Source organism: Coprobacter fastidiosus, from assembly GCF_982245605.1.
This window is the reverse complement of record NZ_CEVCIF010000012.1, coordinates 42,043-59,514: the sequence shown is the minus strand read 5'-3', so window position 1 is coordinate 59,514 and position 17,472 is coordinate 42,043. Positions and strand designations below refer to the sequence as shown.

The window sequence follows — 17,472 nt, the reverse complement described above, 5'->3', positions numbered from 1 at the left end:
AATAAGTGTTTTTTACGCTCTTCTTGTTTTATATATAGTTTATCAAACTATTTTCAACCTTAAAATAATATCTGTTATGAAAGTAAAAAAATTACCACACAGATCTCTGCTATTTGCAGGAGTATTTTTAACGGGAGCTTTCTTCGTCAAAGCTATATCAGAAGAACATACCCTATCCTTTCCAACAAATCCGAATACCAAAACCACAGAAGAAGTCATCCCTCTCACAATTTCAAGCGGATTCGATAAAGATTTCATCGCAGAAGCAAAACCTGCACAAACCCATTCTTCTGAACGTATGGATGATGTTTCTTGGGTATATTACAGTGCAGATTTACAAAGTTCAGGAGGTCTTCCTTCCGATGGTATCGTAAAATCAGGAAATGTCACTTATCAATTAGCTCCATATACAGGGAACAACGCAACTCGAATCGTTGTGAAAAACAAGGAAGAAAAAACTTTGACTTTCGGTAACCCGATAAAAGCTAATAAACTGATGCTTTTAGCAACCAGTACTAACGGAAAATCTCTATTCCAAGTTACACTCAACTATGATGACGGTTCTAATGATATTGCTACAGAACTATCCATAGATGACTGGAACGGTAACGAAGGCGCTATTACTGGATTAGGACGCATTTTTCGTACTTGGAGAGAAGGCGGTTTTGACAGTGGTGCATACGATGACGATATTGACGGAGCTAATTTCAGGCTTTCAGAAGTTTCGATAACCAGTGACCCCGCCAAAATAATAAACTCGATAACTATCAAGGGAACAGGAAATGAAGGATACCTGATTCCGTTCGCTGTATCGGCAATTGTCGGAGGAGAAACGCCAGAACAAAATACTCTCGAGATTCAAATTATAGAAAATCAAAATGTCGAAGTCGGGAAAACAGTGGCAATATCAACTACATACAGTCTTGGAGGAGCTGAAAAGGATGATAATTTTAAAATCGATATTACTTCAGACAATGCCTCTGCAACAATTTCCGACATATCCAACACAGAAAACAAAATAAATTTCTCTATAAATGGCATCAACAAAGGATCTGCCAATATCACCGTTACTTTAACAAACGGAAAATTTTTTAAAGAAATTTCTTTCAGCGTATCCATATTCGAGAATGTACAAGTTACAACAAAATACGTCCCAGTAAAATTAGTCGGTTATACTAAAGATGTTATTGCAGAAAATAAGCCGACATCTTCATTTACGAATGACGGAATGGATAACGATGGTAAAGTATTTTACACCACAGATGTGAACAGCGCCGGAGCTCTTCCTGCAAACGGAATCATTATAGGAGAAACCAGCAAAGCCTCTTACCAATTAGCTCCATATAATGAAAATAACGCATTCTTCTCCGATTGTTACAAAGCTGCCGGATTAACGAATATTCAGTTTGCAGAACCAATAAAAACGAAAGAATTAATGATATTGGCAACTTCTGCTAACGGATCATCGGATTTCGGTAGCGGAGAAATTCATTTCTCTGACGGAACAAGTCAGTCTTATAACTACTTTACGGTAAACGATTGGTTCGATCCCAAGAACAATGTAGCGGTAAAAGGTCTTTATCTTATTGAAAGAGAAAACGACGCCATCGATGAAAGAAATTTCGGATTATACGAAAATAAATTAACTATTTCTGAAGAAAACATCGGAAAAGAAATAAAATCGATCTCTTTCTTAAATGAATCCGGAGGATCAAAACCCGGATCAAGCGATGCATCCAGACTATACGTATTCGCCGTTTCTGCATTAGTCGATCAGACTCCTGTCAACACTTTAGAACTGCAAACCTTAGACAATCAAACTGTAGAAATAGGAAAGTCTTTGGCGTTATCCGCTACATACAGTTTAGGAAATGCATCCAAAGAAGAGAATTTTAAATTCGACATTACATCGGACAATGCCGCAGCCTCTATTACAGAAATTTCCAACACAGATTCTCAGGTCAATTTCAATGTAAATGGAGTTTCCGAAGGATCAGCAAATATTACTATTAAACTGACAAATGGAGAATTTAGTAAAGAATCGACCTTCTCTATCTCTATTACCGCAGTTGAAGAAGAACCTGCGTACATACCTGTCACTTTAACCGGATTCAATAAAGATGTTATTGCAGAGGATGTTCCGGCTTCCGGAACAACAGATGCCGGATTGGATAACGATGGCAAAGTTTTCTTCGGAAACAATGTCAACAACGGTACAGGAGCACTTCCTGCAAACGGAATCATAACAAGTATCAACAGTGGCGTAAAATACCAATTGGCTTCTTATGAAAGTAATAATGCTTTCTTCTCCGACTGTTACACCGACCGAGGTTTAGTTGAAATTCAATTCGCCACTCCCGTAAGTACTAAATCTTTAATGATACTCGCAACCTCAACGAATGGAGCATCTGATTTCGGTGCTGGTAGCAGTGGAACAGGAAAAATCACATTCGAAGACAATACAACAGAAACTTATTCATCAATCAATGTAAAAGATTGGTTTCAATCGGGAGAACCTGATGCTTCTACAGCCCAAAACAAACTCTATCTCATTGGAAGAAATGATGATGCCATTGATACCCGCAACTTCTCTATATATGAATATAAATTAAACATCACTAATTACAAAAAGAAAATCAAATCTATATCATTTACAAACGAATCTGGTGGTTCGAAACCTGGAGACTCTTACGCTTCAAGATTATTTGTTTTCGCAATTTCTGCATTGCAAGACAATACTCCTACTCCAGTAGAGCCTGTCATCGACCCGATCGAAAATACAACAATAAAAATTGGGAATGAACCTACTACCATAAACGCATTCTTCAGTTTAGGAGGAGAAGAACAAGGATCTGATTTCAGTATTAAAGCCATTGCTAATAATGATTTTATTACTATCTCAAATGAAAATATAAGTAATGAAACTTATTCTTTTGATATTGCGGGAGTTACTGCCGGAGAATCTATCATTACTGTTACACTCATAAACAACGGGCATACTATCACTCAAGATTTTTCCGTTACTATCGAACCTAAAGATCCTGTAGTAAACATTGCCGAAATTCCAAGACAAACATTCAAAAAGGGTGAAACTATTTCTGTAAAAGTAAATTATGACTTCGATGGAGAAGCAGAACAAGCAGATTTCAGTTATATGGTATATACAAATATGGTAATAGACCCTAATGTGAGAATCTCCAATGTAAATATAGACAAAGACGAACAAGTTATTTCTTTCAACTTAACAGGTATAGGAGTCGGATCAAGTTATGTGAATGTCTATGTTTTCAATAACGGAACTTCCGCTACCCAAATATTTACGGCAGAAGTAAAAGAACAGACAATAACCGGACTCGACTCAAAGTCGGAAAAAACGATCTCCATTTATCCCAATCCTGTTAAACACGGAGAAAATCTAATAATCGAAACTGAAAATGCTCAAATAATCCAGATTATAAATCTACAAGGTATTGTCATGAAAACAATAAAAGCTCCGGCATCAATCGAAAAAATCGATATAGATGAATTTATACCCGGAATTTATATGGTAGCTATCAAAACAGAGAATAATCAAAAAGTAGAAAAAATCACAGTTAAATAAAAACAATTATTTGAGTATTCAATAAAAAACGTTTCCGGTTCATGAACCGGAAACGTTTTTTATTGAACTATGCTATTTTTTAATTATACCGACAAAAAACATTATTCAAAAATTCTACAATATCTTTGTCAAAACCAATAAATTAGACAAACATCAATGATAAGATTTCACCCGTTTTTTCAATGCATCTAAAGCAAATACAGAAGACATTGTCTTTATTTCATTCCTGTCCGAAACTTTATAAAGAACTTTCTTCGAAAGTTTATCTATAACTAATAAATGTACAGGATTTTTCGCATCGACATGCCCGACCCAATTGGTAAGAAACAATCGTCCATCTGACAAATAATGCATACCTCCGGCAAATTTCAGAGTTCCCGGTAAATCTTTATTCGTCAATGACCAAACAATATTTCCGGCCATATCATATTCAAATACACCAGGATTATTATCTTTATCCGTAACAGCAACTAATGTATTTCCCGATGGCAAGCGTATAACCGAATGTGCACCTCCGGGAACAGGTATATTCCAGACTGCTTTTCCATTTTCGTCATATTCAACAACCGATTTACCGCCATAATGCGCAACCAGATAATGCCCGTTGTCCAAACACCGGGCATTCCTCATAAACGCATGTCCTCCGGTTTTACTCCAAACGGCAAAATCGATACATCTTTTACAATACTACCATCGGGAGAGACCTCTAAAAGTCGTCCGTTATCACACTCTCCGATAAATGTATTTCCGTTTTTCAAACGCTGACAAGCAAAAATATTACTTTCGGACGTATAATGGAAAATCGTATCGTTTTTCCGGCTAACCTCAAGAACTTCTTTCCCAGCCGTAAATAAGATATTCTTATTAGGAAGCACCCAAATATCATTCGAATCAGGAGCTTTGTGTTCCCATACGATTTCACCGTTTTCTTGAATAAATACTTTACCTTGCGAATAATCACAAAATGCAAAAGACGGTCCTCCGGCAAACAAAGACCCAAAGGAACACAAAAACAGAACAGACAAATAAAAACGTTTCATAACAAACCGAACAAACACGACTATAAAGACAAGATATACTCTTCTAACTCTTCAATTTCTTTTTCCGAAACGCGTATGCGAGGTCCATGTACCTTTAACATATCCTTCATCGTAGCACAACGTCCATCATACAGATACGGAGCAGTTCTCCATATTTCGATCAATGTCGGAACATCCATTTTTTTTCCGACCTCCGTTCCCGAAGCCCAATCTACAGGATACAGTTTTCCATCTGTAAAATAAGGTCCGGAATGACATGATAAACAATCTTTATCAAAGATCGCTTTCCCCTTATTAGCTTTTTCAGAGAGACGTCCATTTTGCAGATGAGGGCTCGGCAAAGGTTTTAAAGAACGCAGATAAGCATCCATATCATCAGCAACCGATGGCGGAGTAACAGCAAAAAGAATATATTTTATTCCGGAACGTACCGCTATTTCAGCATTTGCACGAATCCCTGTCACCATACAAGGAGGCGTCCGGTGCGACAATAACAAAGATTTGGTATTTTTAGGATTACCGAGGCCATCATTCAGCAAATCCCAATTCAAGCCGTCTGCACGGGCATCATTCGGATGACAACTTGCACAACTTTGCCATCCTTGAAAACCTAATGTCGCATCATGAAAATACATATTCCCTCTTCCTTCGGCAGAAGCAAGCATGTTACTGCCCAGCTTCCGCTGTACATCAAATACATCTCTTTTTGCAACATGGATATCTCCTGAAAAATATCCCGCAGCATATAAAGTTTTTCCGTTCATTGTTATGGCTCTTATCCCTTTCCCCCCGACAGGTTGGTACTGAGCAATACCATAAAGCATTCCGGCATCATTCATCACATTCTCCCACCCGTTATAAGATGGTGTTACCGCTACTCCCTGTTTTGCCTGAGCTAAACGATCATGCAATTTTTCTCTATCTATACGACAAACCTCATGTACTCCCGACAGAGCAACACAAATCTCTTTATTATCGGGAGAGACCATCACTTGCCAAGGATTGGCAGCTCCTTTTTGAGGCGTATCTAAAAGTACAGTTGCTTCCACCTTCTCATTTTTCAAATCCACAATAGTCAGCGCATTCGTGTACATCCATCCTCTATCCACTTGATTTGTAGGCAACTGATATCTTGCTAATAAGTGGGTTACATAAGCATGCTCACCTGTAACATCTGTCGTCACAGACTTTACGTCAGTTGACCCATTCGGCAAAAGCAACCTCTTGATAACCTTACTTTTTTCCGTATCGATAATATCCATTTTAGCAGCAACCGGAAAAGCCAAAGCCGACATCTCAGGCATATTATTTACAACTAAAATACGCCTTCCATCAGCAAAGGAAACAGCCCCGACAGGTTCACGCCCGACCGAAATCTTACAAATAAGAGAACCTTTGTCACAATCATATTTTCTAATCTCATTATTATAACGTAAGGTAGCCCAAACAGCTTTACCGGAAGAATCTATCAACAAAGAAGAGGGCGAATAACCGGTATCGAACGCCCCCAACACTTTCATGCTCCTCCCGTCTATCTTATATAATTTTCCGGATACTCCATCGGAAGAAACCCACAAAGAGCCGTCAGGCATAACAGTTATTGCCGTTACCGGAGCATTTAGGGCAATTCTCTTTTTTACAGCAAGTGTTCGAGAATCGACTTTCAACAATTCCGAAGAGAATCTATTGCCGACCCATAAAGTCTTACCATCTGTCGAACAAGCCAGAACATCCGGAGAAACAATATTTTCCGATGCAGCCCATATCTCGGACATTCCCCAAAACAACAAGCAAAAATTTATAATCCAAACCCTCATCATTTTACCATTTTTTCATTTAAAGAACGAATATACTCTTTTATATTTTCTCTTTCGGCACTTTTTGCTTGCTCTCTTTTTTTATCATAATAATCATAATAAGCTTTTTCTTGCTCAGTCCAATTATTCGCTTGTCGATAATCACTGATAAACGGAACTAAAAGATCGATCCACAAAGCAAATACATCTATTTCATCCTGAGAAAGTTGCGTATTACCATGTCCGGACTTCAACCGTTTTATCAAATTACTCGTCGCCGATCCTGCCGAATAGGGACGCAATACGGACGGCTCTGAAAGTGCACTGATCCAATTTACTTCAGGGTGATCGGTCTGTCCCTGCCACGAATCGTTATCCCCTGTCGTCTTACGAGCATGCGTAAGATTTAGATAAGCGTCCGAAAACATTCGTTTAGTTTGATTATCGACAACCTTCAAATCTCCTTTTAAGCTCATAGGATGTTTTACCCCGTCATGACAAGAAATACAATGCTTATCTATAATCGGCTGAACTTCATTAATAAATCCGAAATTTCTAATCCCTTTATCATCTATCGGTACGATCTTTTGTATTTTCTTATTCATCGCATCCGAAACCGGATGTTGCGCCGAAGGGACAGAGTTTTTATGTTCGTGACACCCTACGCAACTTTGAATTTCACCCGGTTGCAAAGTTGACCAGCTTCGCATGGTTTGTACAACATGCCCGTTCTCATCTAACGCTTGGAAATAAAGGGGTTTTCGAGAAGGAACTTCAAAAAATGCCGAACCATCAGGTTCTACATCGACCTCCCCTAAAACTTTTTTCAAGTCCCAGCTCGCATTACCGACTCCCACCGGAGAGAAGGCATGACCTCCTCCGCCCTTTCCATGCCCATACGCACAGCCTACTCCGGCCGCCCGATATTCCAACTCTACAATACGCAATTTCTTAACCGTACCAGGAGTCACGCCTTTCATACTACGACGCCCCTCATAGATATTCTGTAAATAATATATCCCGGTATTTTTTGTATAATCGACCATATTCACTCGCTGGAAAGGACGCTTACGAGGTGCAACCAGTACCGGCTGATTACAAGATATTTTAGAATCAGCTACCAAAAGTTCTCTTTCTCCATCGATATTCATCCAATAAATAGCAAATTCTATGGGAGTACCGATATTATATCCTAATGGAGTATAAGAAATCAAAAAGTCAGTCTGATTTAAAGCAAAAGGATGCTGAAACTGCTCACCTTCTTGTCCATATCCATCCACACGCACAGCTTCCGGCTTTCGTACAGGAGCAACGAACATCACACCTTCATTTTCATCCCGTCCGGCTTCAGGATCGATAATAGCAAGTTTTCCGTGCTGAGGATTGTGATGTCCCATAAGCACAGCCATCACCTTGTGACTTCCTGGTATAGCACAAGGCTGTGTTATGGTAGTCGGGAACCAACTGTTTCCGCCATAATATTCAGCCTGTCCCGTACCATCAAAATTCATCTGAAATAAAGGTTGAGGGAAAATCTGCCCCCGATCATTATAGTCCCAACGCGTATATACTACCCTACCGTCTTCTAAAAGAACCGGATGTAAGGTATGAACCTGATCAAATCCTATCTGACGCATATATTTCCCGCTCCGGTCACAAATAAAAAGATTGCTCACTTCTGTAAACCAACAATCGACAGAAGTTCCACAACGAGTCGAATTAAATAAAATATTATCATCGGGAAGATATATACCCTCAATATCAGCAAATCCTATTCCGGACGTTACTTGCTTAATTTCCCGAGTATCAAGATTCATTTCATACAAATGAAAATCATCTTCTTTAGAAGACTTTTTTAATGAGTATAAAATATGTTTCCCATCAAAATGAACTTCAGGATCACGAAAAACTCCTTCAGGAGCTTTTCCCAAAAGCTCTTGTTCTCCCCAAATTCCTTTCATTCGCAATAAAGACAGTTCGCTGTCCGGAATAAAACATTTTTCGCCTCTGGCATCGGACAATCCCTCTGTATAGGCAAAATAAGATGGGCGAAGTATATGAAATTTAGTAAAGACAATTTCCGGCTTATTTTTCAAGAATACCTGCAACCTCTTTTCCCTCCGTTCCACACAGGCATCGACATAGAGGGATATAGCCTTCGACAAAGAAGAGAAATTATCTTTTACCGGATAAGAAATTCCTAATTTCAATAACCGTAATTTCACTTGCGAAGCTATATCACCGTCAAACCAATCTATTTTTTCCCCATCTTGCAACCACCAATCATATCCCACCGGATATTCTTTCATTAAACTTCTATGAAAATTTTTCTTCATCCGATCAATCTCTTGCTCAGATGATTTTCCGTTCAAACCCTTTATTTGAGCGAATGCATCTTGCAAGCCGACACTAAAACGGTCTGTAGAATCGGGATATGATTCTGCAAAAAGGCGGGTACCCAGCATCCAAATGCAAATACATAGTAGGTATATTCTCATATTATACATATTGTGTGTGTTTTCCTATATGCCAAAAATAGAAAAAAAGTATAAACTAATCATGATGAATTCAGAATAAAAAAGAAAATTCGTGTATTTTTTACAACAAAATAGAATTTCTTATTTCCCAATTTCTTAAAAAAGTTTTCAACTACTCTAAGAACCTAACATGATGATATTTCCTTATCAGAAAATTTAGATGGGCTATAACAAAAAAAACACATTAAAAATACCTTTTAACAGTGACATCAATAAAATAATGATACTTCAAGCTATCAAATTTTCCACATCGAGAACTATTTCAAAAAAAATAAATTTATTATCGATACACAAATTTACCCTCTTTTCCGTACATTTTTACCTACCTGTTTCCACCCTGCATTCGTATGTTTGTTATCAAAATTTTAACTACTAAATTTAATATCGAATGACAATGAACAAACATTTATTGCTGATTATCCTGTCATTTATCACATGGATAACACCTGTAAAAGCAGAAGATCTGAAACTCTGGTATGATCGCCCCGCCGATTATTGGGTGGAAGCCCTTCCATTAGGAAACGGAAGATTGGCAGCCATGGTATACGGTACAATTCTACAAGACACGATCCAGATCAATGAAGATACTTATTGGTCAGGAAGTCCGTATAACAATGCAAATCCCAATGCGAAAACACATTTAAATCAAATTCGAGAATATATCAATGACGGAGAATATGCCGAAGCTCAAAAAATAGCACTGGCAAACATTATTGCAGACCGCAATATTACCGGGCACGGCATGATTTATGAATCTATCGGTAATCTGCTATTAGATTTTCCGGAAAGCCATAAAACTCCAACAAATTATTATAGAGAGTTAGACCTTTCCAATGCAATAGCGAAAGTAACTTACACAGTTGACGGAGTAGATTATACACGTGAAGCATTTACATCATTTACCGACGATTTGATTATCATCAAAATTTCCGCATCAAAACAAGGAATGGTAAATTTTAACACATCTTTTGTAGGGCCGTTGAAAAGCAACCGAGTCAAAGCATCTACCGAAATCGTCAGTGGAACAAATAATACGATAAGAGTAAAAAATACACCCGGCAAAACTGCTGAAGAAAACATTCCCAATCTTTTAAGACCGACAACCTATATTAGGGTAGTGGCAGAGGGAGGAACTCAATCGGCAGACAGCAGTAATAAAATACTAAAAGTCTCTGATGCCGACGTCGCTTACATATACATCTCATCAGCCACAAACTTTATAAATTATAAAGACATAAGTGGAGACAGCGATGCAAAAGCACTTTCCTATTTAAACAAGTTCGACAAAGATTATGAGCAGGCAAAGAATGATCATATCACCCGATATCAAGAGCAATTCGGACGAGTTTCTCTTGACCTCGGAAATAATAGCGTTCAAGAAAAGAAACCGACAGATAAACGTATCGAGGAATTCTCCAACACAAATGACCCGTCATTAGCATCTCTCTATTTTCAGTTCGGACGTTACTTATTGATATCCAGCTCTCAACCAGGATCACAACCGGCTAATTTGCAAGGTATATGGAATCCGAATGCAGGACAATATCCTGCATGGGACAGCAAATATACGACAAATATAAATGTGGAAATGAACTATTGGCCTGCAGAAGTAACCAATTTGAGCGAATGCCACCAACCGTTTCTTGAAATGGTGAAAGATGTAAGCGTCACCGGACAAGAATCTGCAGAAACGATGTATGGTTGCAGGGGATGGACACTTCATCACAATACCGACCTGTGGCGCTCCACAGGCGCAGTCGATAAAAGTGCCTGCGGAATATGGCCGACATGTAATGCATGGTTCTGTTCTCATCTTTGGGAACATTACTTGTTTACCGGAGATAAAGAATTTTTATCCGAAGTATATCCTATACTCAAAAGCGCCTGCGAATTTTATCAAGATTTCCTTATTACCGACCCCAAAACAGGATATAAGGTCGTCTCTCCGTCAAACTCTCCGGAAAATCATCCGGGACTGTTTTCTTATGTCGATGACAGCGGAAACAAACAGAATGTCGCACTTTTCAGCGGAGTTACAATGGATAATCAAATGGTTTTCGACTTACTTAAAAACACGATCGATGCAGCCGAAATTCTCGGTAAAGACGCCGACTTCGCAGCAGATCTGAAAAAGTTGAAAGATCAACTGCCCCCTATGCATGTCGGAAAATACGGACAACTACAAGAATGGCTTGAAGACTGGGACAAAGAAACTTCCGGACACCGTCATGTATCCCATTTATGGGGGATGTTTCCCGGTAACCAAATTTCGCCATATACCAATCCTCAACTGTTTCAAGCAGCAAAAAAATCATTAGAAGGAAGAGGCGATGCAAGCAGAGGATGGTCTATGGGCTGGAAAGTATGTTTATGGGCGAGACTCCTTGATGGAAATCATGCATATAAATTGATACAAAACCAATTAAAATTGAAAGACCCTAATGCAACAATTGATGATCCCGACGGTGGTACTTATGCAAACATGTTCGATGCACATCCACCTTTCCAGATTGACGGAAATTTCGGATGTTGTGCAGGCATTGCCGAAATGTTGTTGCAAAGCCATGACGGGACAGTGCATCTATTACCTGCCCTACCCGACGCATGGTCTGAAGGAAACGTAAAAGGATTAAAAGCTCGTGGAGGTTTTGAAATTGTCGATATGCAATGGAAATGGGGAGAAATTGTTTCGGTAACGATAAAATCCAGTATCGGAGGAAATTTGCGCATTCGTACGGCAACTCCGTTAAAAGCTAACGGAAATTTCACATTAAGTGTTGCCACAGGAAACAACAGCAACCCGTTGAATTCTGTTTACGAAATTCCCGATCCAATTATCAAAGACGAATCTAAAATTCCGGAATTAGTATTACAAGAAACAACAGTATACGATCTTCAGACAGAAGCCGGGCAATCTTATACATTAGTTCCTGTCAGCAACATCTATGAATGGACAGGATCTTCATCTTCGACCTGGAATGAAGCAAATAACTGGAATCCGGTAGGAGTTCCCGGAGATAAAGATTTAGGTATCGTCAACAGCGGAGAAATCGATATTAACGGAAATTCTTTTGCCGGAAGTATCAGCATACACGAAAATTCCATTGTCAACATATCCAAAACATCAGAATTAAAAGGCAACTTATCTTTTGAAGGCGGGTCTGTAAAGAATGATCAAAACGGAGTTATTTTCACTGCCGGAAGTGCATCTATCGAAAATAACACGAATTTTCAAATAACAGGTACTTTAATACTTGCAACTTCGATTTCAGGAGAAGGCTCTATCGATAAAAAAGGTTCAGGAACACTAACTATACAAGGCGACAACAGTAACTTCAGCGGGGATTTGAATATCAATGACGGTGAATTAGCTGTTTCGGGTATGAATGCAGCAGGAACAGGAAACATCAAAATCGAGAATTCTGCCAAACTGACCGTAAAATCTGACGATTGTCTTTTTCATAAAACTAAAATAGAGGTAGCAGAAGGAGGAAAAATCAACCTCAGCGCAAATATTTCTTTAAGTGAAGTCTATACAAATAACAATCTGCTCGCCGAAGGAAAATATACAGCATCTTCACTACCTGCATATTTGGAAGGAAACGGAACGTTGACAATCACACATCCTCAATATCCGTTTATATGGACTCCTAAAGATAATAAAAAATGGAATGTGGCGGCCAATTATACTCCCGCCATATTGCCCACAGAAGGAGACACCGTAATCGTTGAATCGGAAATAGAAGCTGAAACAGCGAGTTTTCCGGTAATAATCTATCTGAACAGTGCCAATATCAGGTTAAGAAAAGATACTGAAATCAAAGAATTATATATGGCAGGCGGCACTAAACTTAACTATGCAACCAGTGGAAGCGGTTTCTCTCTGAATGCTCCGATCCATATTAATGGAGAAATAAATCTGCAATTAAGTGGAGGTGAGATAAATGCAATGACTTTTCCCGGAAACATCGATGGAAAATCTACCGTAACGATAGATAATAGTTCGAACAGCATAACTGAAGCCAGTATTGTTTTAAAAGGAAATAATTCGGAATTTTCAGGAATATGGAATATCACGAACAGTCCTCGTACCGAAGGTTCTTCTATCTGTATATCAGGGGAAGGAGCAAATGCTTTCGGTGCTTCAGAAATACAAGTAGGTGCTGGAAACAAGGTTATATTTAAACATGCAAACGCCGCAGGAGAATCGACTACATTATCCCTTCTTTCCGGAGGTAAAGCTGTTATGAACACAAACGGTATAGTAGGCAAATTGATTTTAAACGATACAGAATATACAGAAGGAACATTCGATGCAAATTCTCATTCTGAATTTTTCGAAGGTAATGGGACACTGACTGTAAAAGGGAATACTTCCGATATTAAGGAAGAAACCGTCCAAAACGAGAATCAGGCCAATTACCGGAACGGCATTCTATCACTGCAATATCCTTGTGAAAATTTATGTATTTCAGATATGCAGGGAAGAATTCTTCTTGATAAAATCTATGGACAGCAATTTTCGATAAAACTGAATAACGGCATCTATCTTATAAAAGCCGATAGCCAGATCATCAAACTAATCGTAAAAGAATAACACCCTTTTTTGTGCTCGTGTAAAACGAGCACAAAATTATTATCATTAACTTTAGAACTTTACTGTATGAATATTAAAAAACTTTTTGGAAGCATCGCTTTTTTAAGCTCTCTGCTACCTCAAATCTACGCAAAAGAAATCAATGTTACCACTCAAACTTTCAATGAAGCTTATACTCTAGCCGAAAGCGGAGATATATTATTGATGAGCAGCGGAACATATAATAAGCAAATATCTTTTCCCTCAGACAAAAGTATTACTTTAAAAGCGGAAAAAAATGCAGAAGTGGTTATTACTTTCGACATAACGGGAAATGACGATACATCTGAAAATGGAGGAGGATTGATCTTCGATGGCGTAAAAATAAACCGTTCGGCAGATTATTTTATAAGCGGAAATTTCGGAAATATATCTACTCTGGAATTCAAGAATTCAGAAATTACGAACATTGGACGTTGTCTATTACGGACAAGCAATGAAGGCACGATAAACAACATAGAATTCGAAAATTGCTTAATCCACGATTGTGGAAATAATGGATGGAATTTTTTATATCCTAAACATATCGTCAAAAAAGTATCTGTAAAAAATTGTTCGCTGTATAATTATTTAGGCGAAAGCTTTTTCTCTCCTACCGGATCGGACAATAACAATATATTTACTTTTATTTTTGAGAACAATACGGTTTACAAATGGTCTAAAGATACGAAATACGCTATTTGCAACACGGCAAAAAATTACAGTACAAATTCTATTTACAATTTCACAAACAATATTATCAATGAACCGGGAGTAAGCGGCAAAACGCCATCGATTCTAAATGCAACCGGAGGAACACTTACTGCCGAAAAAAACCTGATTGTCAACTACGGCGGATATAACCGGACAGAGACGATAAACGATATTACTTTAGAGAGCTTAGGATTAACCACTATCGGATTTCCCGATGCTGCCAACGGTGATTTTACCATTTTATCAAACTCTCCATTAGCTACCGCAGGAAAAGACGGCAAATGTGTGGGAGATGCGAGATGGATCAAGCAGGTCACATCTCCTGCACAATTTTCAGCAACGGTAATGCCGGAAAATGCCGGAAGCGTCTCTCCCACAAACATCACTTTTAATCAAGGTGATCCGGTCACAGTCACCGCTACCGAGAATTTCGGATACTCTTTTAAGCAATGGGAAACAAAAAACGGGGAAATATTATCGACAGAAAATCCTTATTCCTTCAATATCGAAAATGATTTAGAGATAGTCGCTGTATTTGACAAACTGACCACTTACACATTTACTGTAAATAAAGATGGGGCAGGCGCTCAATGGGGAATAGTAAATCTTAATCCCGAACCAACTGACGGAAAATATATCGAAGGTACGATTGTAACCATGACCATAGAGACTAATCCTATTACATCTTTCCTGCAATGGGAGGACGGTTCGAGCGAAAATAAACGTACGGTTAAAATCGATGGAGATAAAGCTTATACCGCAACTTTCGACAAAATCCCATTTATCGTAGGCTGGGACTTGGAAACAAGCGAACCAAGAGGAGAACGTCCAGCCGACTATGCCGCCACAACAGACAATAAGGGATTACTTTCCTTATATAATGGAGATGGAAGTACGACAAACTGGGGAGGAAGTACTCGTACCTTCGGAGGTATCACTTATAACTGTGCACGACGTTATACCGATTATGCCTCAATGAATAATCCCCGTTATTTTCAGGCTAAATTTTCAGCAAAAGACTATGTAAATATAAAAGTAACTTCCTTAGTTGCTGCAGACAACGCATGCGTACACAAAACGCAAAAAATGCAATATTCCCTAAACGGAAACGATTTTACAGATTTAACGACTATTACTATGGAAGAGACCAGTGCAAATTGGGAAAAAATGGAAGCTTTTTTACCCGAAGAAGCTGAAGGAGCAAATATGGTATATATTCGTTGGGCGGCAGATGCGACAAGCGATTTGATCGGAACTCCGGGAAGTAGTGATACCGAAGGCTTCTATTTAACAAATATTTTTGTCTATGCCGATAATTCCAGCATCGATGATAAAGAAGCGCCGATACTACTATCGACTTCTCCTGAAAACGATTCTAATACGGCATCTGCAAACGGAAAAATCGTTTTATCTTTTAACGAACAAGTACAAGCCGGTACAGGAGAAATAGAATTTAACGGTTCTGCTATCGAACCGATATTCGGAAGCAGTACAGCATCCTTTGAATACAAAGGTCTCGAGTATAATACATCCTATACTTTTACCGTACCAGCCGGTGCAATTACCGACCGTGCAGGAAATCCATTTGAAGGCGTTACATTGAATTTCACGACAATGAATCGTCCCCAGCCGATTGCACGGGTATTTGATGCCGTAGTCGCAGCAGATAAAACCGGAGATTATGAATCGGTGCAGGCCGCAATAGACGCTGCCCCGAAAAACAGAACTACTCCTTATTTGATATTCATTAAAAACGGATCTTACGAAGAACAAGTCGTTATTCCCTCTGACAAACCGAACATACACCTTATCGGTCAAGATAAAGAAAAAACAAACATACATTTGAAAATCAATGTTCAAAGCGAACCGCAAGAAGGGTCACAATGGTATCAGAACGACACGGCAGCATGGAAATATTCGGTACATAATCCCGAATCTCCGACATACCAAATGGAAGGAACTGTTGTCAAAATAAATAGTAACGACTTCTTTTCCGAAAATATTTCCTTCATTAACGACTGGGGTGTAGAACGCCAAAACGGACCGCAATCATTAGCTATGATGACAAAGGGTGACCGCATAACTTTTCATAATTGCAAATTCCGCTCTTACCAAGATACATGGATGACTCCGGGAAACACCGGATACCGTCATTATGTAAAAGGATGCTATATCGAAGGAGCTGTCGATTATGTCTATGGAGCTGGAGATTGCCTATTCGAAGATTGCACATTATACAATGTCAGAAGCGGATCGGTCATCACTGCTCCAGAGCATGAAAAAGGAACTCAATGGGGATATGTTTTCGATCACTGTACCATCGATGGGAATGAAGCTTCGAACGACGGCAAAAACAAATTAGGACGACCTTGGCATAATAACCCGATTTGCGTATGGTTAAACACGACCATGAAAGTAGGAATTGCTTCGGAGGGCTGGAGTGAAATGGGAGGAATACCCGCCCTATTTGCAGAATATAACAGTATGGATATAGATGGAAATCCCGTAGATCTAAATAACAGAAGAACATTTTATACAGGTACTGACGAAGGTATGGAAGAAGGCGGTGAGTGTAAAGCTGAACTTTCTGCCGATGAAGCAGCCCGCTATACCTATGAAAATATCGTCAGCGGCAATGACAACTGGAATCCTCGCAGTTTAATAGAAACAATAGGCATACCGCAAAATGTAACGATCTCAGAAAATGTGCTTAGTTGGGAAGCCGTACCTTATGCCATCTGTTACGTAATACTTCGCAATAATGAAGTAATCGGATTTACTACCGAAACATCTTATACCGATGCAGCAAGTAAAGACAACGACGAATATTGCATCCAGGCCGTCAACGAAGCCGGAAGTCTCGGAGAAAAATCGGAAAATGTGAATAAAGGAACTTCGGCTGTCGATAAATCTGAAAACAGCTCTTTTAACGTAACAGTATCAAACGGAAAAATACATTTGTCCGGACTTTCCTCAGGAGAAAAGATAACTGTATTCTCATTAAACGGTGCAATCATCTATGATACCGTAACAATTGAAAACTCATGTTTTATAAACTTATCTGTTCGAGGAGTTTATCTGATTAAAGCAGGAAATGAAATAAAGAAAGTTATTCTTTGATAATTGAACGGCAACAAGCTCTTCATTATCAATAAAAATGGGCTGCCCT

At 38.8% G+C, this 17,472-nt stretch carries 7 protein-coding genes; 3 read left to right on the top strand and 4 right to left on the bottom strand.

Annotated features, from left to right (window positions below):
* Positions 1-76 precede the first annotated feature (76 nt).
* A complete protein-coding gene (locus AC0UMU_RS04780; protein WP_288640378.1) occupies positions 77-3,601 on the top strand; it encodes a T9SS type A sorting domain-containing protein in 3,525 nt (1,174 codons plus the stop codon).
* Between the two features lie 153 nt (positions 3,602-3,754).
* Here the strand turns inward: AC0UMU_RS04780 and AC0UMU_RS04775 are convergent, their stop codons facing one another.
* Genes AC0UMU_RS04775 through AC0UMU_RS04760 form a run of 4 tightly spaced genes read right to left on the bottom strand, consistent with a single transcriptional unit; the run spans position 3,755 to position 8,902 of the window.
* Positions 3,755-4,231: a YncE family protein gene (locus AC0UMU_RS04775; protein ID WP_288640377.1), complete on the bottom strand. Its 477-nt coding sequence runs from the start codon at positions 4,229-4,231 to the stop codon at positions 3,755-3,757.
* Positions 4,228-4,641 carry a hypothetical protein gene (locus AC0UMU_RS04770; protein ID WP_288640376.1) on the bottom strand — a complete coding sequence of 138 codons (414 nt, stop codon included), beginning with the start codon at positions 4,639-4,641 and terminating at the stop codon, positions 4,228-4,230. The genes AC0UMU_RS04775 and AC0UMU_RS04770 overlap by 4 nt, the downstream gene beginning before the upstream one ends.
* Before the next feature lie 20 nt (positions 4,642-4,661).
* Entirely contained in the window at positions 4,662-6,458 is a 1,797-nt protein-coding gene (locus AC0UMU_RS04765; RefSeq protein ID WP_472300721.1) for a cell surface protein, read from the bottom strand.
* The gene (locus AC0UMU_RS04760) at positions 6,458-8,902 is read right to left on the bottom strand and encodes an HzsA-related protein (protein WP_472300723.1); all 2,445 of its coding nucleotides are present in this window, start codon (positions 8,900-8,902) and stop codon (positions 6,458-6,460) included. Before AC0UMU_RS04760 ends, AC0UMU_RS04765 begins: the two co-directional genes overlap by 1 nt.
* 460 nt (positions 8,903-9,362) lie before the next feature.
* Here AC0UMU_RS04760 and AC0UMU_RS04755 point away from each other — a divergent pair, with 460 nt between their 5' ends.
* Both AC0UMU_RS04755 and AC0UMU_RS04750 read left to right on the top strand, forming a co-directional pair.
* Complete coding sequence (locus AC0UMU_RS04755; RefSeq protein ID WP_472300717.1) at positions 9,363-13,571, top strand: glycosyl hydrolase family 95 catalytic domain-containing protein; 4,209 nt, start codon at positions 9,363-9,365, stop codon at positions 13,569-13,571.
* A 66-nt stretch (positions 13,572-13,637) separates the two neighbouring features.
* Positions 13,638-17,423, top strand: a complete 3,786-nt coding sequence (locus tag AC0UMU_RS04750) for a pectinesterase family protein (protein ID WP_288640370.1) — start codon at positions 13,638-13,640, stop codon at positions 17,421-17,423.
* Positions 17,424-17,472 lie beyond the last annotated feature (49 nt).

Bases quoted from the DNA above. Each gene is read 5' to 3' on its own strand.
- AC0UMU_RS04780 (WP_288640378.1), top strand. From the start codon at position 77: ATGAAAGTAAAAAAATTACCACACAGATCTCTGCTATTTGCAGGAGTA.
- AC0UMU_RS04775 (WP_288640377.1), bottom strand. From the start codon at position 4,231: ATGAGGAATGCCCGGTGTTTGGACAACGGGCATTATCTGGTTGCGCAT.
- AC0UMU_RS04770 (WP_288640376.1), bottom strand. From the start codon at position 4,641: ATGAAACGTTTTTATTTGTCTGTTCTGTTTTTGTGTTCCTTTGGGTCT.
- AC0UMU_RS04765 (WP_472300721.1), bottom strand. From the start codon at position 6,458: ATGAGGGTTTGGATTATAAATTTTTGCTTGTTGTTTTGGGGAATGTCC.
- AC0UMU_RS04760 (WP_472300723.1), bottom strand. From the start codon at position 8,902: ATGCTGGGTACCCGCCTTTTTGCAGAATCATATCCCGATTCTACAGAC.
- AC0UMU_RS04755 (WP_472300717.1), top strand. From the start codon at position 9,363: ATGACAATGAACAAACATTTATTGCTGATTATCCTGTCATTTATCACA.
- AC0UMU_RS04750 (WP_288640370.1), top strand. From the start codon at position 13,638: ATGAATATTAAAAAACTTTTTGGAAGCATCGCTTTTTTAAGCTCTCTG.